This is a genomic window from Allobosea sp. 10N428 (assembly GCF_056394545.1).
Genome location: NZ_JBFTIC010000004.1, coordinates 449159 through 469540, shown reverse-complemented (window position 1 = coordinate 469540; position 20382 = coordinate 449159). Strand labels below are relative to the sequence as shown.

Sequence of the window (20382 nt, the reverse complement as noted above, 5' to 3'; positions counted from 1 at the left end):
CGGCGGGCCGATCATGACGCCTGAGGGCCGCGGCGTTACTTCTTGGCGGGCTTGATGTCCATGGCCAGCGTGTCCTCGTCAACTCGCGGGCTGATCGTCACCTTGTCCTTCTGCATCGCCCAGGCCGAGCCCACGGCGGTGATCGGCAGGCGCGGCCGGTCCTTGGCGACGATCGCCGCGACATCGGCCAGCATCTGGTTGCGCTTGGCCTCGTCCATCTCCACCGCAGCATCTTCGATCAGCTTGTCGACCTGGGGATTCGCGTAGTTCTGGACGTTGAAGGCGCCGAGCTTCTTGGCCGGGTCGTTCGAATGCACCAGTGAGGACAGGGTGTAGTTGGCCTCGCCCGTCAGCGTGCCCCAGCCCGACATCGACATCGAGAAGTCGCCGCGCAGGCGGGCGGGGAAGAACACGGCGCCCGGCTGGGCGTTGGCGTTCACGTCGATGCCGATGCGCGCCAGCATCTGCGCGATCGAGGTGCCGACCTGCCGATCGCCGGGCAGGCGGTCATTGGTGAAGGAGAAGCTGATCTTGAAGCCGTTGGGATAGCCGGCCTCCTCCATCAGCTTCTTGGCCTTGGCGGTGTCGGGCTTGAGCGCCGGCAGGCTCTTGTTGAAGCCGGCGATGGTCGGCGTCACCAGCTGGTTGGCCGGGGCGCCGAGGCCCTCCATCGCGATCTCCGCCAGCGCCGGCCGATCGATCGCGAGATCGATCGCCTCGCGCACGCGGACGTCCTGCAGCGGGTTCTTCGGCAGGGCCGAGCCGTCCTTGGCGGTGACCTGCGGGGTCTTGTCCCGCATGTCGAGCTCCATGTTGAACAGATAGACGCTCTCGACCGTGGCGACGTTGAGTTTGGCGTCGCGCTTCAGCGTCGGCACGTCGGAGGCCGGCGCGCGTACGATGATGTCGACCTGGCCGGCTTTAAGCTGCGCGACGCGGGCGGCATCGTTCGGCAATTCCTTGCGCACGACCTTGGCCCAGGGCTCCTTCGGGCCCCAATAGCCATCGAAGCGATCCAGCACCATCTGGTCTTTCGGCGTCCAGGAAACGAACTTGTAGGGGCCGGTGCCAACAGCTGCCTTGCCGGAGTTGAAGGCCTCGTTGGCGTTGTCCTTGTTCAGGCCGGCAGCTGCCTTGTGCGAGACGATGAACAGGCGAATGAAGTCGTTCGGCAGGTTCGGGGCCGGCCCGTCCGTAACGATATGCACCGTCAGCGGGTCGATGATCTTCACCTCCTTGACGCGCCGGACATAGATCGTCGTCGGGTTGGGGCCGGCGACGACCGGGATGCGTTCGATCGAGAACTTCACATCTTCGGCGGTGAAGTCCGAGCCGTCATGGAATTTCACGCCAGGGCGCAGCTTGAACTCCCAGACGGTCGGCTCGAGCGTCTTCCAGCTCAGCGCCAGCCGCGGCTCGATCTGCAGTTTGTCGCCGGACCAGGTCAGCGTGTCGAAAACATGCTTCAGCGCCTCGGCATGCGTGCCCGTGGCAGTGAAATGGGGGTCGATCGATTCAGGCCCGGCGCGCACGCCGATCGTCAGGGTCTGGGCCAGCGCGCCGGTCGAGACGGCAGCGGCGAGCAGGCTGGCAAAGGCCGCGATGCGGAAGGTGCGGGCCGGTTTCATGATGATAAGTTCCCCTCGTTTTCGAGTTCGTTGGGCCAGACGGGCGAAGCGATGACGAGCTTGTCGAGCAGCACGCAGAGCTGATGCTGCTCGTCCTCGTTGAGGCGGGAGAGCATGGTGTTTTGGTGCCGCAGCATCAGCGGCATGGTTTCGTCGTAGATCTTGCGGCCTGCCGTCGTCAGATGCAGAACATAGCTGCGCAGGTCACCGGGATCGGTCTCGCGCTTGAGCAGCCGTCTCTGCAGCAGCTTCTGCACGGCCCGCGACAGCGTGTTCTTCGGCAGGCCTGACGAGGCGACGATGTTCTTGGCGGCGACACCCTCCCGCAGCCCCACGGCATAAAGCGCGACGAATTCGGGCCGCACCAGGCCGTAGCGGGTCTCGATCCAGCGATAGACCGGATCGTTGAAGCGGAAGGCGAGGAAGTTCAGCCGAAATGACAGCCAGCAGGGATTGTCCCAGAGCTTCGTGACGGTGAGCGGATCGAGCGTCGCCAGCGCGGCCTCCCGCTCCGGATCGACGGGCGAAAGAGAGGTTGGCGAGCGCCGCATGCGAGGGTCCCCTGCCAATTTAGTTCCAAATGGAACTTGACGCTCCGGAATGCCAGAGTCAAGGATGGTTTTGGCGGGTAGCTGGGCGAACTGTCTACTGCCTGCGGAAGCAAAGCAAGGAACGCGCCGTGCTGGTCGCAGAGATGAACTGGATGCAGATCGAAGCCCAGGCGAAGCGGGACGACCGCTGCGTCCTGCCGCTCGGCAGCGTCGAGCAGCACGCCTATCTAAGCCTTGCCACCGACGTGATCCTCTCCGAGCGGGTGGCGAAGGAGGCGGCCGCGCCGCTCGGCATCCCCGTCTTCCCGGTGCTGGCCTATGGCATGACGCCGGGCTTCCTCGATTTTCCGGGCAGCATTTCGCTCAAGCTCGACACCTACACGGCGCTGCTGGGCGACATCTTCGATGGCTTTTATCGCTCGGGCTTCCGCCGGATCGTGCTGGTCAACGGTCATGGCGGCAATTCCCCGGCGCTGAATTTCGCGACCGAATGGCTGGGCCGCCATCCGGATGCGAGCATCAGGCTGCACAATTGGTGGGCGGCGCCGTTATTCCAGGCTGCGGTAAAGGCCATCGACCCCGCCGCCTCTCACGCCTCCTGGATGGAGAACTTCCCCTGGACGCGGCTTGCGGGTGTGACGATGCCCGATACGCCGAAGCCGCCGTTCAATACGGCGCAGTACCAGGCGGCGAGCCCCGCGAGGCGGCGCGAGATCATTGGAGATGGCAATTTCCACGGCCTCTATCAGCGGCCGGACAACGAGATGCTGAAGGTCTGGCAAGTGGGTGTCGAGGAGACCCGCGCTGCGATGGTGGAGAACTGGCCGTGACGCCATCTCGGAGGCCGGCCGCATGCTAGGGCATGTCGCCCTCCGTCTGCTGCAGGCGCTCGTCGTCATGCTCGTCATGTCGGTGCTGGTCTTCGTCGGCGTCTATGCGATCGGCAACCCGATCGACGTGCTGATCGGCCCCGATGTCAGCCAGGAACTCCGGCTCCAGACCATCGCGCATTACGGGCTCGACCGGCCGCTCTGGGAGCAGTACCTCACCTTCCTCGGCCGCGTTCTGCACGGCGATTTCGGCCGCTCCTTCGTCTTCGGCATGCCGGTGATGCAGCTCATCCTGTCGCGGCTGCCCGCGACCCTTGAGCTAACGCTGGCTGCCGTCTGCGGCGCGGCTCTGATCGGCATCCCCGCCGGCATCTATGCCGGCTACAGGCCGGATGGCATCGCCTCCAAGCTGATCATGACGGTCTCGATCCTCGGCTTCTCCGTCCCGACCTTCTGGATCGGCCTCGTGCTGATCATGGCCTTCGCCGTTGAACTGCAATGGCTGCCGGCCGGTGGGCGCGGCGAGACCGTTTCCGTCTTCGGTGTCGAATGGAGCTTCCTGACTCTGGACGGGCTCACGCATCTTCTGTTGCCCGCGCTGAACCTCGCCTTTTTCAAGCTTGCCCTGATGACGCGTCTGGCCCGGGCCGGAACACGCGAGGCCATGCTGTCGGATACGGTAAAGTTCGCCCGCGCTGCCGGCCTCTCGGAATGGACCGTGCTGCGCCGGCACGTGCTGCGGCTGATCTCGATCCCTCTGGTCACCGTCTTCGGCCTGGAATTCGGCTCGACGCTTGCCTTCGCCGTCGTCACCGAGACGATCTTCTCCTGGCCCGGCATCGGCAAGCTGATCATCGACTCCATCCAGTCGCTCGACCGGCCGGTGATGGTCGCCTATCTCATGCTCGTCGCCTTCGTCTTCATCACCATCAACTTCCTCGTCGACCTCGCCTATGTCGGGCTCGATCCGCGCCTCAGGAAGGGAGGCGCGCGATGAAGGACGCTTCTCCCGCCGCTCGCTTCTGGGCCGAGTTCCGCGAAAGCAAGACCGCGGTCGTGGCGCTCGCCGTGGTCGTGCTGATGATCGGCATCGCGCTGCTGGCGCCGCTCGTCGCGCCGCAGGACCCCTACGACCTCGCCAATCTCTCGCTCTCCGATGCGCGCCGCCCGCCGGGATATGTCAGCGAGGGCGGCTATACGCATTGGCTCGGCACGGATGCGCAGGGGCGCGACCTGTTCTCGGCCATCCTCTACGGCCTGCGGATCTCCCTGCAGATGGGGCTGGTGGCGGGCGCGCTGGCCTTCGCGCTCGGCGTCTCGCTCGGCATCGGTGCCGCCTATGCCGGGGGGCGCTGGGAAGCCTTCATCATGCGCGTCATCGACCTGCAACTCGCCTTCCCGGCGATTCTGCTCGCGCTCGTGCTTTCCGCCTTGCTGGGGCAGGGCAAGCTCCAGCTCATCGCCGCGCTCGCCGCCGCGCAATACGCCTATTTCGCCCGTACCGCCCATGGCGCGGCCTCGGCCGAGCGCGGCAAGGACTATGTCGAGGCCGTGCTGTCGACGCCGCTGCCCGGCTGGCGCGTGGTGCTGCGCCACATCTTCCCGAACTGCCTGCCGCCCCTGATCGTCGTTGCGACCGTGCAGGTGGCGAACGCCATCGCGCTGGAGGCGACGCTGTCCTTCCTCGGTGTCGGCCTGCCCGTCACCGAGCCTTCGCTGGGCATGCTGATCGCGAACGGCTTCCAGTACATGCTCTCGGGCCGCTACTGGATCTCGATCTATCCCGGCCTCGCCCTGATCATCCTGATCGTCGCCATCAATCTTGTCGGGGACCGCGTCCGCGATCAGGTCAATCCGAGGCTCAAGCGATGAGGGCTCGGGGCACGCCATACCCGTCATGGTCGGGCTTGTCCCGACCATCCACGTCTTTGTTCTTTGAGGACTGTGTTCAAGACGTGGATGCTCGCCACGAGGGCGAGCATGACGGCGGAGTTCAACGCCGATGACCGAGACCCCTCTCCTCGAAGTCACGAATCTCGCCACTCATTTCCACACGCGTGCCGGCGTGGTGAAGGCGGTCGACGGCGTCTCCTTCGCGCTGAAGCGCGGGGAGGTGATGGGCCTCGTCGGCGAGTCCGGCTCGGGCAAGAGCATCACCGGCTTCTCGATCATCGGGCTGATCGACCCGCCCGGCCGCGTCGAGCCGGGCTCGTCGGTGAAGCTCGAGGGCCGCGAACTCGTCGGTTTGCCTGCCTCCGACTTGCGCAAGATCCGCGGCAAGCAGATCTCCATGGTCTTCCAGGACCCGATGATGACGCTGAACCCGATGCTGACCATCGGGACGCAAATCCGCTTGGCTCTGGAAGCGCATGAGACGGTCTCGGGCGCCGAGGCGCGCCGGCGCGCCGTCGCGGCATTGGCGCAGGTCCGCATTCCCGACCCCGAGGGCAAGGTCGATTTCTACCCGCACCAGTTCTCCGGCGGCATGCGCCAGCGCGTCGCCATCGCAATCGCTCTGCTGCATCGTCCCAAGCTGATCATCTGCGACGAGCCGACCACCGCGCTGGACGTGTCCGTGCAGGCCGAGATCCTCGCCGAGATGAAGGAACTGGTCGCCGAACTCGGCACGGCGCTGATCTGGATCAGCCACGACCTCGCCGTCGTCGCCGAACTCGCCCACCATGTCTGCGTCATGCGCCATGGCAAGATCGTCGAGGCCGGGCCGACGCTCTCGGTGCTGACCCATCCGAAGCACCCGTACACGCAGTCCCTGCTCGACGCGCTGCCTTCGCGCGCCGAACCCGGCACACTGCTCGCCGGCGGCGTAGGCTCGGACGTTGCTCCGCCGCCGCGCGTGGTCAGGCAGGCCGAACCGGTAGCGGCCGATGCGGCGCATTACGTCCGCATCGAACACGTCGCCAAGCGCTTCGCAGGGACGCCCGGTCTGTTCCGCAAACTCGCCCAGAAGGCCGGTCTGTCGAAGGCGCCGGCCGCCGTACAGGCGGTCGACGACGTCACTCTGGTGCTGAAGCGTGGCGAGGCGCTCGGCCTTGTCGGCGAATCCGGCTCGGGCAAATCGACGCTGGGACGCGTGGCGGCCGGCATCTACGCGCCGGACCATGGCCTCGTCCGCATCGACGGCGCGCCGGTGATGAGCACCGGCGAACGGCCCCGCAAGCTCACGACCCGCGTCCAGACGATCTTCCAGGATCCCTTCGCGTCGCTCAATCCGCGCATGACGGTGGGCGACAGCATCGCCGAAGGGCCCCTCGCGCATGCGCTCATCAAGAGCGGCGAGGCGAAGGACTATGTTCGGCAATGGCTGGCGGCGGTCGGGCTCGATCCCGCTTTTGCTGCCCGCTATCCGCATCAATTCTCGGGCGGCCAGCGCCAGCGCGTCGCCATAGCGCGGGCGCTCGCGATGCAGCCCGATGTCGTGGTCTGCGACGAGCCGGTCGCTTCGCTCGACGTCTCCATCCAGGCGCAGATCATCAATCTGCTGATCCGCCTGCGGCAGGAACTCGACCTGACGCTGATCTTCATCTCGCACGACCTCTCGGTCGTCCGCCATCTCTGCGACCGCGTCGCGATCATGTATCGCGGCCGTATCGTCGAGAGCGGCCCGGCCGGCGAGGTCTACGACCATCCGCAGCACGACTACACCAAGCGACTGCTCGCCGCCGTGCCGGTGTTGCCGGGCGCTGCGACGATCTGAGGAGACAGCCGATGAGCGACGCCGAACTCGTGGAACTCTTGCCCTGGCAATGGCCGGAAGAGATCTGGCGCGGCAAGGTCGAGCAGGTGCGCGCCGGCCGCAACCTGAAGCCGGCGAAGTGGAAGAACGGTGCCCGCTGCGCGATCGCGCTCTCCTTCGACGTCGACCACGAGACCAATGAGCTGAGAGACGGCGGCAAATCGGTCGGGCGCTTGTCCTGGGGCCAGTACGGCAATCGCGTGGGCATCCCGCGCATCCTGAATCTCCTCGAGAAGGAAGACATCAAGGCGAGCTTCTTCGTACCGGCTGTGACAGCACTGCTCTATCCCGACGAGCAGCGCCGGATCGTCGGCGAGGGGCACGAGGTCGGCCTTCACGGCTGGATCCATGAGGTCAACACGGCCGTCCCGCCGGCCGATGAGCGTGAACTGCATCTGCGCTCGGCCGATACGCTGGAGAAGATCACCGGCATCCGCCCGGTCGGCATGCGCACCCCGTCCTGGGATTTCTCCGAGGTGACGCTCGCCGTCGAGCGCGAACTCGGGCTGCTCTACGATTCCTCGCTCTTCGCCGATGACGATCCTTACGAGATCGTCGAGAAGGGCGAGGCGACCGGCATGGTCGAGCTGCCGGTCGAATGGATTCGCGACGACGCGGCCTATCTCAGCATGAACCGCTTCCAGGCACTGCGGCCCTACACACCGCCGGAGGCGGTCTTCGACATCTTCCGCCGCGAGTTCGAGGGAGCTTATGCCGAAGGCGGCCTCTTCCTGCTGACCATGCATCCCCATGTCATCACCTACCGCTCGCGCTTCTGGATCCTCGAAGAGCTGGTCCGGCTTGCCAAGGCCAAGGGCGACTGCTGGTTCGCGACCCATGCCGAGATCGCAGCCTATGTGAAGGCCGAAGCCGGGCTCTGACCCGTCCGATCGGAACCGCTGCCCGATTCCTGCCGTTTTCGCTTCATCGCGGGTTCAGGCCCTGACCGGCCTGATACCCGCGCGTTGAAACGAACAACGGGAATTGCAATGCGCACGAAACGCTGGTTGTTGGTCGGGACCGTCCTGCCGGCCCTCGTCATTTCGCAGACCGGGCAAGCCTTTGCCGAAGCCGGATACCGGCTGGCCCAGGCCCCTGCAGCCGGCGACGAGGAGCCGGGACGGGGACCACGCCAGCGGCCACAGGAGCAGCACCGTCCGCCGGGTGGGCAGCCGGGCCAGCGCGGTCCCGAGCGCCCCGCCGCGCCGGGCGCCCCCCAGGCTCCGCGCCCGCCGCAGATGCAGCCCGGCCCGGCTGTTCCCCGGCCGCAGCCTCCCACGATGCCCGCGCCGCAACCGCGTGCCGAGCCGCCTGCTGCGCGTCCGCAGCCCGAGCGCCCGCCAATGCCGCAGCGTGAGGCGCCTCCCGCTCCGCGCCCCGCCCCGAACATGGCGCCTGTACCTCAGCAGCCGCCCGCGGCCCGGCCGACGCCGCCACGTCCGCCCGCTGAACCCACTTTGCCGACACCGCCGCGCGCAGCGCCTCAGCCGCCTGCACCGCCGGCTGCCGCGCCCGGCGTGCAACCCGGCCTGCGCCCGCAAGCAGCTCCGCCACCCGCTCCGGCCCAGCCCGGTGCGCGGCCTTCGGCGGTGCCGCGCGGCGGCCCGGCCATTCCGCCTTCGGCTGCTCCGCCTCAAGCGCGTCCTCCGGCGGCTGCTCCGCAGCCAGGTGCGGTTCCCTCGGCTCCCGCGGGGCAGCCGCGTCCGCCCGGAGCTCCGCCTTCCGCTGCTCCCGGCACACCCGCTCAGCCCGGCGCCGGCGCGCCGCCCTCCGCGGTTCCGCGCGGGGGGCCGGCTGTTCCGCCGTCTGCGGCTCCGTCCCAGCGCCCGCTGGGCGCAGCGCCGCAGCCGGGCGCCGCTCCCGCGCAGCCGGGCGTTACAGCTCCGACCCCACCGGCCGGCGCAGTTCCGGCACAGCCGCTGCGCCCGGCAATACCTCCGGCCACGGCTCCGATCGCTCCGGCTCCGACCCAACCCGGCGCCGCGTCTCCGACGCCGCCCCCGGGCACGCCGCCCGCGGGGCTGGCGCCCGCTCAGCCCGCACGCCCCGCTCCGGGCGTGCCTCCGGCAGCCGCTCCTGGGGTGCCGGCTCCGGCGCAGCCCGGTGTCGCACCGACGCAGCCCGGCACGGCTCCCGCGCAGCCGCCGGCCGGCGGGGTCTTCCCCAGCCAGCCGCCGCAGCGCGAAGGCCGTCGTGGCGGCATCTCGCCGGGCGTGGCCGGTGCAATCGGCCTCGGCGTGGGCGCGATCGGCGGCATCATGGCCGTTCAGGGAGCGCAGCGCTTCGACGACATCAGGGCGCGGCGCGAAGAGCGTCGCGAGGGTGACGTTACCGTCATCCGCGAGCCCGGCCGCACCATCATCCGCGACGATGACGGCCGGGCCATCATCCGCCGCGATGAGGACCAGCGTTTCCGCGATCTCGGCTGGCAAGGCCGTTCCGAGCGCCGCGACGGCGAGATGCGGACGGTGTTCGAGCGGCCCGACGGCACGCGCATCGTCACCATCACCGACGAGGAGGGCCGGCTGATCCGCCGCACCCGCATCGATCGCGACAACCGCGAGGTGGTGATCATCGACAACACCCTGCGCGATCGCCCGGGGCGCTTCGCCGACGATATCGTCGTGTTGCCGCCGCCGCCGCTGCCGATCCCGCGCGAGCGCTATATCGTCGATGCCGACCAGGCCGACGAGGCGTTGATCTACGAGACGATCATGGCGCCGCCGATCGCCGCGATCCCGCGCCGTTACACGCTGGACGAGGTCCGCTATTCGCCGGATCTGCGCGCCCGCATGCGCAGTGTCGATATCGACACGATCACCTTCGAGACCGGCTCCTGGCAGGTCACGCCCGACCAGGCGCAGCGCCTCGCAGTGATCGCGGATTCGATCCGGCGCGTGCTGCAGGGCTCGCCGAACGAGGTCTTCCTCGTCGAGGGCCACACCGACGCGGTTGGTGCCGATGTCGACAATCTCTCGCTCTCGGATCGCAGGGCCCAGTCGGTCGGGGAGATCCTGACGCGCGACTTCCAGATCCCGCCGGAAAACCTGACCACCCAGGGCTATGGCGAGCAGTATCTGAAGGTGCAGACGCAAGGGGCATCCCGCGAAAACCGGCGCGTGACGCTGCGGCGAATCACGCCGCTGCTGACCGGCCAGAACCGCTGATCCTCGGGCGGGGCTGCTCCAAGGGCAGCCCCGTTCGCTGTGGGCGTGCGGGGAACCCCGCACGCCCACAGCGGTTTCTCTTCCGGAGGAGTCGCTGATGGGAGATGCAGCCATGAAGATGTCCGCTCTGGCGATGGCAGGTCTGGTGCTTGCCTGTTCATTCGCGCCGTTTCCGACATGGGCTCAGAATGCTCCCCCCGCCGAGAAACAGCCTGCTCCAGGCGTGCCGGCGGCGCCGCGTGCAGATGAGGCCGTGCGGCCGCCGGCAGGGGAACGCGGTATGCGGCCTCGCGCCGACAGGCGTGAGCAGCGCTATGACAGGGCACAGGCTGGTCCGCCGCAGCCGAGTCGCGACCCGCCGATGCCGCGCTCGGTGCCGTCGATCATCAGGCCCTGAAGGTCGTTCAGGATTTCGCAAGGCGGGCGCATTAGCGTCGCCGGCATGAGCGACGCAGCTTCCGTTTCCCGCAGCATCGTCACGATGCAGGCCGCCTCGACGCAGCAGGCGCTATCGGTCGAGATGCTCAGGCAGAACGCGCAGGCCGAGCAAAGCCTCGTCACCATGCTCCAGCAAAGCGCTGATGCAGCCAAGGCGACGCTCCCGGCCGGTCAGGGCGGCCTCGTCGACCGCACCGCCTGATCTCCTTTCCCCAGCTTCGATCGTTTGTCGCTGAGGCCGTTGCCAAGCGACTTCTCTGCGCCTAACCTCGCCTCTGTTCCGAGGGGTGCCCGCAAGGGCTGAGATGGCTTCCGAAGCCGAACCCGTCGAACCTGATCCGGGTCATACCGGCGGAGGGACTGGAACGCGTGCACAGGGCCGAGCCTTGTCCGCAGACAGCGACTGTACCGCTTTCAAGCCCGGATCTCCTGACCTGTCGCAAGGAGGAGATCCTCATGAATGCCCACGCAAAACCCCAGAAGAACAGCGTCAAGACCGCGCCGCAAAGCGTGACGACCGGCCCGATCATCGGCTCGCGCAAAATCTATGTCGCCGCGCCCGAGCATCCCGAGATGCGCGTGCCGTTCCGCGAGGTCGTGCTGACGACCGATGCCGAGCCGCTGGTGCGCATCTACGATCCCTCCGGCCCCTATACCGAGACCGACGCCAGGATCGACCTGAATGCCGGCCTGACGCAGCCGCGCCGCGCTTGGCTCGATGCCCGCGGCTTCCAGACCGTGCCCGGCCGCGCCGTCACCGCCGCCGATAACGGCCATATCAGCGAAGCGCAGCTCGTGCCGGCCTGCCCGGCCGAGCGCCCGATCCTCGAGGCGAAGCCCGGCCAGATGGCGACGCAATACGAGTTCGCCAAGGCCGGCATCATCACGCCCGAGATGATCTATGTCGCCCATCGCGAGAATCTCGGCCGCGCCGCCATGATGGAAGGCGCCAGGGAGCGCCATGCCGACGGCGAGAGCTTCGGCGCTGTCGTTCCGGAATTCGTCACGCCCGAATTCGTCCGCGAGGAGATCGCGCGCGGCCGGGCCATCATCCCGGCCAATATCAACCACCCCGAGCTGGAGCCGATGGCGATCGGCCGCAACTTCCTGGTCAAGATCAACGCCAATATCGGCAATTCGGCCGTGACTTCGGGTGCCGCCGAGGAGGTCGAGAAGCTGGTCTGGGCGATCCGCTGGGGTGCCGACACGGTGATGGACCTCTCCACCGGCCGCAACATCCACAACATCCGCTCCTGGATACTCAGAAATTCGCCGGTGCCGATCGGCACGGTGCCGATCTATCAGGCGCTGGAGAAGGTCGGCGGCGATCCGATCAAGCTCGACTGGGAGGTGTTCAAGGACACCCTCATCGAGCAGGCGGAGCAGGGCGTCGACTACTTCACCATCCATGCCGGCGTTCGCCTTCCCTATGTCCCGCTGACGGCCAGCCGTGTGACCGGCATCGTCTCGCGCGGCGGCTCGATCATGGCGCGCTGGTGCCTGGCGCATCACAAGGAAAGCTTCCTCTACGAGCGCTTCGACGAGATCTGCGACATCATGCGCAAATACGACGTCTCGTTCTCGCTCGGTGACGGCCTGCGTCCGGGCTCGATCGCCGACGCCAATGACCGCGCCCAGTTCGCTGAGCTGGAGACGCTGGGCGAGCTGACCCAGGTCGCCTGGACGAAGGGCTGCCAGGTCATGATCGAGGGCCCCGGCCATGTGCCGATGCACAAGATCAAGGAGAACATGGACAAGCAGCTGCGCGAATGCGGCGAGGCGCCCTTCTACACGCTCGGACCGCTGACCACCGACATCGCGCCGGGTTATGACCACATCACCTCTGGCATCGGCGCGGCGATGATCGGCTGGTATGGCTGCGCCATGCTCTGCTACGTCACGCCGAAGGAGCATCTGGGTCTCCCGAACCGGGACGACGTCAAGACCGGCGTCATCACCTACCGCATCGCCGCCCATGCCGCCGATCTCGCCAAGGGCCACCCGGCGGCGAAGATCAGGGACGACGCGGTCTCCCGCGCCCGCTTCGACTTCCGCTGGGAGGACCAGTTCAACCTGGCGCTCGACCCCGACACGGCGCGCGAGTTCCACGACGAGACGCTGCCGAAGGATGCCCACAAGGTCGCGCATTTCTGCTCGATGTGCGGGCCGAAATTCTGCTCGATGAAGATCACGCAGGACCTGCGCGCCGAGGTTCTCGCGATGAGCGACAATGAGAGGGCGAGTCTCGAGGCCATGGCTGCTGAAGGCATGGCGGCCAAGTCGAAGGAATTCCTCGACAAGGGTGGCAGCATCTATCTACCTGCGGCCGAATGAGCGGCATGAACGACAGCCTCGACGCGGCCAAGGTCGCGTCGATCCTCGCGCGGGTGTCCGAGCGCCGCCCGCGCATCCATTGCCTGACCAATACCGTGGCGCAGAACGTCACCGCCAACATGCTGCTCGCCTTCGGGGCCGTGCCCTCGATGGCTGGTCATCCCGAGGAGGTTGCGGCGGTCGCGGCCGGGGCAAGCGCGATCCTGATCAATCTCGGCACGATCAGCCCTGAGGGCGAGCGCGCGATCCCGAAGCTCGTCGCTGTGGCGCGCGAACGCGGCATTCCGCTGGTGCTCGACCCGGTCTTCGTCGAGCTGTCGCCCCTGCGGCTGGGGCTGGCCGAGGACGTTTTGCGGCTGCCGGGCGTCGTCGTGCGTGGCAACGCCGCCGAGATGGCGGCCTTGGCCTGGCTGTTGGAGCGCTCCCCCGGCGTCACGCGCGCGACGACAGGGGCTGTCGACGCGATCGACGGTCCTTCCGGCAAGCTCTCCGTGGCCTTCGGGCATCCGCTGATGAGCCGGGTGACCGGACTGGGCTGCGCTTCGAGCGCGCTGGTGGCTGCCTGCCTCGCGGTCGAGCCCGATCCCGTGATTGCAGCGGCTGCGGCGCTGACGGCCTACGGCATCGCGGGCGAAATCGCAGCCGAGCGTTGCCATGGCCCCGGCAGCTTCGCCGTCGAACTGATCGATGCGGTCGCTGGCCTCGATGCCGGCATGCTGCAAGCACGTATGGCGCGAATGTCACACATGAACGACATGATGTAGCCGGGATTCACCGCCGCCCGCAGGCATCCTAGGGTCGCATGGCTGATTCGCCCGGCTGGCGACGGCCGCGCCGGGGGCAACAGACAACATGATGCGTAACGAAGCCTGCGGGCAATCGCACAGGCCCTTTCGGCTTGTCGCCCTGATGGCCCTTGGTCTGGCCGCCGGCTGCGTCGGGCTGCCGGAGGATGTCCGGGCGGCCGAGAACGGCACGGGCTTCTATCTGCTCGGCGGCCGCGGCGCGATGGCTGGCTATCTGCCGCCTCCCGGGGTCTATTTCGAGAGCGACACCTACAGCTACGACGCCAAGCTCGATGCCCGGAAGTCCCTGCCTTCCGGCGGTCGCTTCGTTGCCGGCGTGCGGAGCCAGGCACGGGCCGATTTCCTGAGCGGAACGTGGGTGACGCCCTGGGAACTCGCCGGGGGCAATCTCGCCTTCGGAGCGACGCTGCCCGTCGGCCGCGTCCGGGTCGCGGCCGGTGTCGAATACGATTCGCCGCAAACGAACCGCCTTGTCGGGTCCAATTTACGCGACAAGGCCACGATGGTCGGCGATCCCGTATTCTCGACGATTCTCGGCTGGCATGCCGGCAAGTTCCATTGGAATGCGACCGTCATGGTGAACGCGCCTGCGGGCGAGTACCGCAACGGGGAGCTCGCCAATCTTGCCTTTCACCGCTGGGCCACGGATCTGTCCGGCGCCCTCACCTGGTTCGATCCGGAAACCGGCATCGATCTTTCGGGCATCGCCGGGGTGACGTTCAACGGCACCAATCCGGCCACGGACTACCGGACGGGCACCGAGTTTCACTTGGAATGGGCCGCCTCGAAAGCGTTGACCAGCGCGCTTTCCGCCGGAGTGATCGGCTATCACTATCAGCAGGTCACCGGTGACAGCGGAGCGGGCGCGCAGCTCGGTGCCTATAAGGGCCGCGTGACCGCGCTAGGCGGCACGCTGGCCTATAATTTCACCATTGGAAAGACGCCGATCTCTACCCGCATCAAGGTTCTGCGCGAGTTCGCCGTCGAGAACCGCGCGCGCGGAACCGTCGGCCTGCTCACGGTCTCGCTGCCGCTGACGACCTCTCCCTGACGCAAAAAAAGAAGCCCGCGTGAATGCGGGCTTGTCCTCTCGGCCCTTGGGTGGCCCGGAGAAGAAAATGCCCGCTCCCGAAGGGGAGAGCGGGCAGCTTCGGCATTACGGCTTCGCGAACTGAAGAGCCGGAGGCACCGGGTTCGGCTTGAACGGCGCGACCTGAAGCGCCTTGGCGTCGAGGTCGAAGCTGGTCAGATCGACCATGCGCAGGACCTGATCCTGATAGCTTTTGATATAGTACTTCTTGGCCCTGAGATCCGCGACCGAAGTCCACTGGGTATATTCGAGCTCCCCGCCCTTCGCCGCCGAGTTGATGAAGCCGACCGGGATGTCGAAATTGTTCATGATGTGCTCGACGAGACGAACGGTCTGGGGGCCGTCGGGAGCCTGCTTCGCCGAGGCGACGTAGCCGAGCGCGCGGATGAAGCGCGAGGGCGGCGTCGGGTCGCCGGGAATCCCGAGCAGGCCGGAGCCTTGCCCGAAGGGCTCGAAGGTCTTGCCGCCGATCTTCAGCGGATCGGCCGCGACGGGCGAAATCTTGACGTAGTTGCGGATGTTGTTGAGGTGCCAGTCGAAGGTCGGGGAGTTCGTCAGAACGCCCATCGGGTTGTCATAGACCTTCAGTTTGCCGTCCACCGGCTCGATCACGATCGAGGCGCCCGTCGCATCGTGGATCGGGAAGTGGAATGGCAGCGTGAAATTCACGATCGGCGCCGGAAGGTCGACGATCACGGCCTTGTTGAGCGCTTCCTTGACCTCAGCGACGGTAGCGAAGTTCGACAGGACCCAGCTCAGGAATTCCCAGGGCGCGAGCGCGGTGTTCGGGTCGGCTTGCGCCACGGGCGTGTAGCCCACGAAATCCGGGAAATACAGGGCGCCGCCAGCGAGTCCTTTCTCGTTCATGCCGTCGGAGACGAAAGGCTGGCCGAAGCTCATCACGCCGACGAATGCATAGCGCGTGTTCCACTTGGGAGCCGGCATGTTGGCGGGGCGGGTGCCGACGAAGGCGTAGTTCCGCGGGACCACGACGACGTCGGACGGTGTCTGGAGCGCGTATTCGAGCGTGCGGCCGTAAACCGGCGTGCCGTCGGCCGCGATCATCAGAATATTCGTGCAGGCCTGAGCCGGCGCGGCGCTGGCGAGCAGGCCGGCGAGCAGGGCCGACAGGCCTTTTCTCGCGAAACCCCAATTCATAAGACGCATTCTATCCCCCAAAGCGGTGTGCCCGGGCTTGGTACGCGGTCACTCACGCAGCAATCGTAAAGAAGCGCGCTGCCTTCTGGGGGCCGGAAGGAGAGCCGGAAAAATTGGTGAATGGAGCCCTAACAGGCGACGAACCCGGCGCCGCCGGAAGGGGCCAGGCCGACTTTCTACTGCGTCGGGGCGAGCGACAGCGGTGCCGGCTTCGGCGTTGCCGGGCGCGGCTTCGGCTTGGGGGCGGGCTTGGGCTCGGTGCTGAGGCCGAGCCGGACGCGCAGCGCGGCGGCCCGGGCTTCCGTGATCCGGGCCGCGCAGAAGCCCATCTGACCCTCGCGCTGGAAATCGCGGCAGATGGTTTCGCGCTCGGAGGAGAAACCCGCCTGCTCGCGGGCGATCGAGCGCTGCTCGACGGCGTCAGACTTGGCCGTCAGGGTCCGGTACCCCTCGCGGACGGCGCGCTCGGCGGTGCCGCGCGCCCGCTCGATCTCCCTGGCCTGCGCGGCGATCGTTCGGGCGTCCGGGCCCCACAGGCCACGCGGATCGATCCGGCACTGGGCCGCCTCGACGACGCAAGGTTCGGTGGGCTCCACGACGAGGACGGCGCCGTCGAGGACGTCGAAGACGATCGGGCAGATCGGCGCCTCCAGCCGGTAGCGGGGCACGCCGGCCGGCCGTCCCAGCGCCGTGACCGGGACGGGCGCGTCGCCGAAGGAAACAGAGCAGGGCTCGACCAGATTGACTGGCTGGAAGCCGTCGAGGCCGAGCTTCATCCCGAAGCCGTTGGCGGTTTTCGTGAAGGTCGCTTCGCCGTGATGGCCGTTGCGGTGAAGGATCTTTCCGAGGATTGCCTCCTCGGTCGGGATCTTGATCGCGGGCATGCTCGGTGGTCGCGGTGCTGCCGGCGCGCCGGGCGCAGAGGGAGCACCCTGCTGCGTGCCGGGAGCATTGAATGGCTGTGCGCCCGGCAATTGCAGGGGCTGCGCCTGCGCGAGCGCCGTCATCGCGGCCGAGATAGCCACCAGCATAGGGGCGATGCGCGTCGATCGGCTCATGGTGTCCATGCGCAAACGGAACGGCCTTCCTGCATGAAGGCAGGCGCAATCCCGCGCAAGGGCCGCAAGGACACAGTCGCTGCGGAAAGCGCCGGTGCAGCCCAAAACCCCACAATCCCCGCTTCTTAATCGGCTCGCCTGTCTTGCAAGGGCGGGAACACCCTCACTATATACGCCGCCAAGGGGCGGTTTAACCACCGTCAAACGTGGAATGCCGGAGCGTTCGCCGCTGAAGCGGGGGCGACCCGGTCCATGGGCCGGCAGGCGGCGTGAATGCGTCGCAGGCCGGCGATCTGCTCAATCGAAAGGGATCCCATCCATGGGTAAAGTCATTGGTATCGACCTCGGCACGACCAACAGCTGCGTTGCAGTGATGGAAGGCACCACGCCAAAGGTCATCGAGAATTCCGAGGGCGCGCGCACCACGCCCTCGATCGTCGCCATCACGGATGACGGCGAGCGCCTTGTCGGCCAGCCTGCCAAGCGCCAGGCCGTCACCAATCCGGAGCGTACCTTCTTCGCGATCAAGCGCCTCATCGGCCGCACCTACGACGATCCGATGACGCAGAAGGACCTGAAGCTCGTTCCCTACAAGATCACCAAGGCCTCGAACGGGGACGCTTGGGTGTCCGCCGACGGCAAGGAATATTCGCCGTCGCAGATCTCGGCCTTCACGCTCACCAAGATGAAGGAGACGGCGGAGGCCTATCTCGGCCAGCCCGTCACCCAGGCCGTCATCACGGTTCCCGCCTATTTCAACGACGCCCAGCGCCAGGCTACCAAGGATGCCGGCAAGATCGCGGGCCTCGAGGTACTCAGAATCATCAACGAGCCGACGGCGGCCGCGCTCGCCTACGGGCTCGAGAAGAAGTCCGCCGGCACCATCGCGGTCTATGACCTCGGCGGCGGCACCTTCGACGTCTCGATCCTCGAGATCGGCGACGGCGTCTTCGAGGTGAAGTCGACCAACGGCGACACCTTCCTCGGCGGCGAGGACTTCGACATGCGTCTCGTCGAATATCTCGCGGACGAATTCAAGCGCGAGCAGGGCATCGACCTGAAGAAGGACAAGCTCGCTCTCCAGCGCCTGAAGGAAGCGGCCGAGAAGGCTAAGATCGAGCTCTCGACCACGGCCCAGACCGAGATCAACCTGCCCTACATCACGGCGGATGCATCCGGTCCGAAGCACCTCGCCATCAAGCTCTCTCGCGCCAAGTTCGAGAGCCTGGTCGACGATCTCATCCAGCGCACCATCGAGCCCTGCAAGAAGGCGCTCAAGGATGCCGGCCTCTCGGCGGGCCAGATCGACGAGGTCGTTCTCGTCGGCGGCATGACCCGCATGCCGAAGGTCCAGGAGGTCGTGAAGCAGTTCTTCGGCAAGGAGCCGCATAAGGGCGTCAACCCCGACGAGGTCGTCGCCATCGGCGCCGCGATCCAGGCCGGCGTCCTCCAGGGCGACGTCAAGGACGTGCTGCTGCTCGACGTGACCCCGCTGTCGCTCGGCATCGAGACGCTGGGCGGTGTCTTCACGCGTCTTATCGACCGCAACACCACGATCCCGACCAAGAAGAGCCAGGTCTTCTCCACCGCCGAGGACAACCAGAACGCGGTGACGATCCGGGTCTTCCAGGGCGAGCGCGAAATGGCGGCCGACAACAAGCTGCTCGGCCAGTTCGACCTGATGGGCATTCCGCCGGCCCCGCGCGGCATGCCGCAGATTGAGGTGACCTTCGACATCGACGCCAACGGCATCGTCTCGGTGACGGCGAAGGACAAGGCCACCAACAAGGAGCAGCAGATCAAGATCCAGGCTTCGGGCGGCCTCAGCGAGGCCGATATCCAGAAGATGGTGAAGGATGCCGAGGCCAACGCCGCTGAGGACAAGAAGCGCCGCGAGCTGGTCGAGGCCAAGAACCAGGGCGAGAGCCTCGTTCACTCGACCGAGAAGTCGCTGAAGGACTATGGCGACAAGGTCTCCGAGGCCGACAAGTCGGCGATCGAGACCGCGGCCGAGGCGCTGAAGACCGCGCTCTCCGGCGAGGACGTCGAAGTCATCCAGGCTCGCACCAACGAGCTGATGCAGGCTTCGATGAAGCTCGGCGAGGCGATGTATGCCGCCAGCCAGGCCGAGGGCGCTGCCGCCGGTGCTGAAGGCGAAGCTGCTGCGGAAGCCAAGAAGGACGACGTCATCGACGCCGACTTCAAGGACGTCTCGGACGACAAGAAGAAGAGCGCGTAATCCGCGTTCGTCGCGGAACGCGATGGGGTGGCCGGGCTCGAACCCGGCCATCTCGTTCCGAGGCGGCGTGAAGGCAGGATGGACAACGCCTGTCGCGCATGGCCGGGCCGCCGCGCCCGGCCATGGCGCGTCAAAGGCAAGGGGCAGACGTTTCGATGTCGAAGCGAGACTACTACGAGATCCTCGGCGTCAGCCGGACCGTGACGGAGGTCGAGCTCAAGAGCTCCTTCCGCAAGCTCGCGATGCAGCATCACCCGGACAAGAATCCCGGCGACAAGGAAGCCGAGATCAAGTTCAAGGAAATCAACGAGGCCTATCAGATCCTCTCCGACGGCCAGAAGCGGGCGGCCTATGACCGCTTCGGCCATCAGGCTTTCGAGAATGGCGGCGGCCCCGGCGGCAACGCCGATTTCTCCGACTTCATGTCGGACATCTTCGATTCCTTCTTCGGCGATGCAAGGCGCGGCGGCCCGCGCAGCGCCAATGGCCGCGAGCGCGGCGCCGATCTGCGCTACAATCTCGAAATCGGGCTGGAGGAGGCCTTCACCGGCAAGAACGCCTCGATCCGCGTGCCGACCTCGGTCTCCTGCGAGTCCTGTTCCGGCACCGGCGCCAAGCCCGGCTCGAAGTCGCGGCAGTGCCCGACCTGCGGCGGCCATGGCCGCGTCCGGGCCAATCAGGGCTTTTTCTCGGTCGAGCGGACCTGCCCGACCTGCTCCGGTCGCGGCGAGATCATCGACGACCCCTGCAAGAACTGCCAGGGCGCCGGCCGCGTCACCCGCGAGCGTACGCTTTCGGTCAACATTCCTGCCGGGGTCGAGGACGGCACGCGCATCCGCCTTGCCGGCGAGGGCGAGGCCGGTCTGCGGGGCGGGCCTGCAGGCGATCTCTACATCTTCCTCTCGATCAAGCCGCATGCGATCTTCCAGCGCGATGGCGCCGATTTGTTCTGCCGCGTGCCGATCGGGCTGGTCTCGGCCGCGCTCGGCGGAGAGATCGAGGTTCCCACGCTCTCGGGCGAGCAGGCACGGGTGAAGATCCCGGAAGGCACGCAGACCGGCAAGCAGTTCCGCCTGAAGGCCAAGGGCATGAGCGTGCTGCGCTCGCGCGATGTCGGAGACCTCTATATCCAGGTCGTGGTCGAGACGCCGCAGAAGCTGACGGCGCGCCAGCGCGAGCTGCTGGAGGAGTTCGAGCGCGAGAGCTCGCACAACAATCATCCGGAGACGGCCGGCTTCTTCGGCCGGGTCAAGGATTTCCTCGGCGGGCTCGGCGGCACGGCTTGAGCCTCGGTGTCGAGCAGTAAAAAAGGGCCGCCTTTCGGCGGCC

General features: G+C 66.9%; 16 protein-coding genes and 1 riboswitch. Of the genes, 12 read left to right on the top strand and 4 right to left on the bottom strand.

What is annotated here, in order from left to right; genetic code table 11:
- Positions 1–35: 35 nt before the first annotated feature.
- Together AC1DDA_RS16210 and AC1DDA_RS16205 are read right to left on the bottom strand one after the other, a co-directional pair.
- Positions 36–1628, bottom strand: a complete 1593-nt coding sequence (locus AC1DDA_RS16210; protein ID WP_476796518.1) for an ABC transporter substrate-binding protein — start codon at positions 1626–1628, stop codon at positions 36–38.
- Positions 1625–2179 (bottom strand): MarR family winged helix-turn-helix transcriptional regulator, encoded by a 555-nt coding sequence (locus tag AC1DDA_RS16205; RefSeq protein WP_441509846.1) that lies wholly within the window; start codon positions 2177–2179, stop codon positions 1625–1627. The genes AC1DDA_RS16210 and AC1DDA_RS16205 overlap by 4 nt, the downstream gene beginning before the upstream one ends.
- Positions 2180–2307: 128 nt before the next feature.
- On the opposite strand from AC1DDA_RS16205, the gene AC1DDA_RS16200 reads away from it, so the two are divergent.
- The 10 genes from AC1DDA_RS16200 to AC1DDA_RS16155 all read left to right on the top strand — a co-directional run bounded on the left by AC1DDA_RS16200 (position 2308) and on the right by AC1DDA_RS16155 (position 14559).
- Positions 2308–3009: a creatininase family protein gene (locus tag AC1DDA_RS16200; protein ID WP_476796517.1), complete on the top strand. Its 702-nt coding sequence runs from the start codon at positions 2308–2310 to the stop codon at positions 3007–3009.
- Between the two features lie 22 nt (positions 3010–3031).
- Complete coding sequence (locus tag AC1DDA_RS16195; protein WP_476796516.1) at positions 3032–4006, top strand: ABC transporter permease; 975 nt, start codon at positions 3032–3034, stop codon at positions 4004–4006.
- Complete coding sequence (locus AC1DDA_RS16190) at positions 4003–4881, top strand: ABC transporter permease (protein ID WP_476796515.1); 879 nt, start codon at positions 4003–4005, stop codon at positions 4879–4881. The genes AC1DDA_RS16195 and AC1DDA_RS16190 overlap by 4 nt, the downstream gene beginning before the upstream one ends.
- Before the next feature lie 130 nt (positions 4882–5011).
- Positions 5012–6724: a dipeptide ABC transporter ATP-binding protein gene (locus tag AC1DDA_RS16185; protein ID WP_476796514.1), complete on the top strand. Its 1713-nt coding sequence runs from the start codon at positions 5012–5014 to the stop codon at positions 6722–6724.
- Between the two features lie 11 nt (positions 6725–6735).
- A complete protein-coding gene (locus tag AC1DDA_RS16180) occupies positions 6736–7644 on the top strand; it encodes a polysaccharide deacetylase family protein (RefSeq protein WP_441509841.1) in 909 nt (302 codons plus the stop codon).
- 1200 nt (positions 7645–8844) lie between these two features.
- Positions 8845–9930 carry an OmpA family protein gene (locus AC1DDA_RS16175; protein ID WP_476796513.1) on the top strand — a complete coding sequence of 362 codons (1086 nt, stop codon included), beginning with the start codon at positions 8845–8847 and terminating at the stop codon, positions 9928–9930.
- A gap of 442 nt (positions 9931–10372) precedes the next feature.
- Positions 10373–10570 carry a hypothetical protein gene (locus AC1DDA_RS16170; RefSeq protein ID WP_476796512.1) on the top strand — a complete coding sequence of 66 codons (198 nt, stop codon included), beginning with the start codon at positions 10373–10375 and terminating at the stop codon, positions 10568–10570.
- Between the two features lie 71 nt (positions 10571–10641).
- A riboswitch (TPP riboswitch) is annotated at positions 10642–10746 on the top strand.
- 78 nt (positions 10747–10824) lie between these two features.
- Positions 10825–12702, top strand: a complete 1878-nt coding sequence (gene thiC, locus AC1DDA_RS16165) for a phosphomethylpyrimidine synthase ThiC (RefSeq protein WP_476796511.1) — start codon at positions 10825–10827, stop codon at positions 12700–12702.
- A gap of 5 nt (positions 12703–12707) precedes the next feature.
- Entirely contained in the window at positions 12708–13466 is a 759-nt protein-coding gene (locus tag AC1DDA_RS16160) for a hydroxyethylthiazole kinase (protein ID WP_476796510.1), read from the top strand.
- Between the two features lie 88 nt (positions 13467–13554).
- A complete protein-coding gene (locus AC1DDA_RS16155; RefSeq protein WP_476796509.1) occupies positions 13555–14559 on the top strand; it encodes a SphA family protein in 1005 nt (334 codons plus the stop codon).
- 105 nt (positions 14560–14664) lie between these two features.
- On the opposite strand, the gene AC1DDA_RS16150 is transcribed toward AC1DDA_RS16155, so the two are convergent.
- Together AC1DDA_RS16150 and AC1DDA_RS16145 are read right to left on the bottom strand one after the other, a co-directional pair.
- Entirely contained in the window at positions 14665–15756 is a 1092-nt protein-coding gene (locus AC1DDA_RS16150; protein ID WP_441509835.1) for a linear amide C-N hydrolase, read from the bottom strand.
- A gap of 176 nt (positions 15757–15932) precedes the next feature.
- Complete coding sequence (locus AC1DDA_RS16145; RefSeq protein ID WP_476796508.1) at positions 15933–16763, bottom strand: hypothetical protein; 831 nt, start codon at positions 16761–16763, stop codon at positions 15933–15935.
- 370 nt (positions 16764–17133) lie between these two features.
- Between AC1DDA_RS16145 and dnaK the strand changes: the two genes are divergently transcribed.
- Together dnaK and dnaJ are read left to right on the top strand one after the other, a co-directional pair.
- Positions 17134–19053: a molecular chaperone DnaK gene (gene dnaK, locus AC1DDA_RS16140; RefSeq protein WP_476796507.1), complete on the top strand. Its 1920-nt coding sequence runs from the start codon at positions 17134–17136 to the stop codon at positions 19051–19053.
- Between the two features lie 155 nt (positions 19054–19208).
- Positions 19209–20339: a molecular chaperone DnaJ gene (gene dnaJ, locus AC1DDA_RS16135; RefSeq protein WP_441509832.1), complete on the top strand. Its 1131-nt coding sequence runs from the start codon at positions 19209–19211 to the stop codon at positions 20337–20339.
- Positions 20340–20382: the final 43 nt, after the last annotated feature.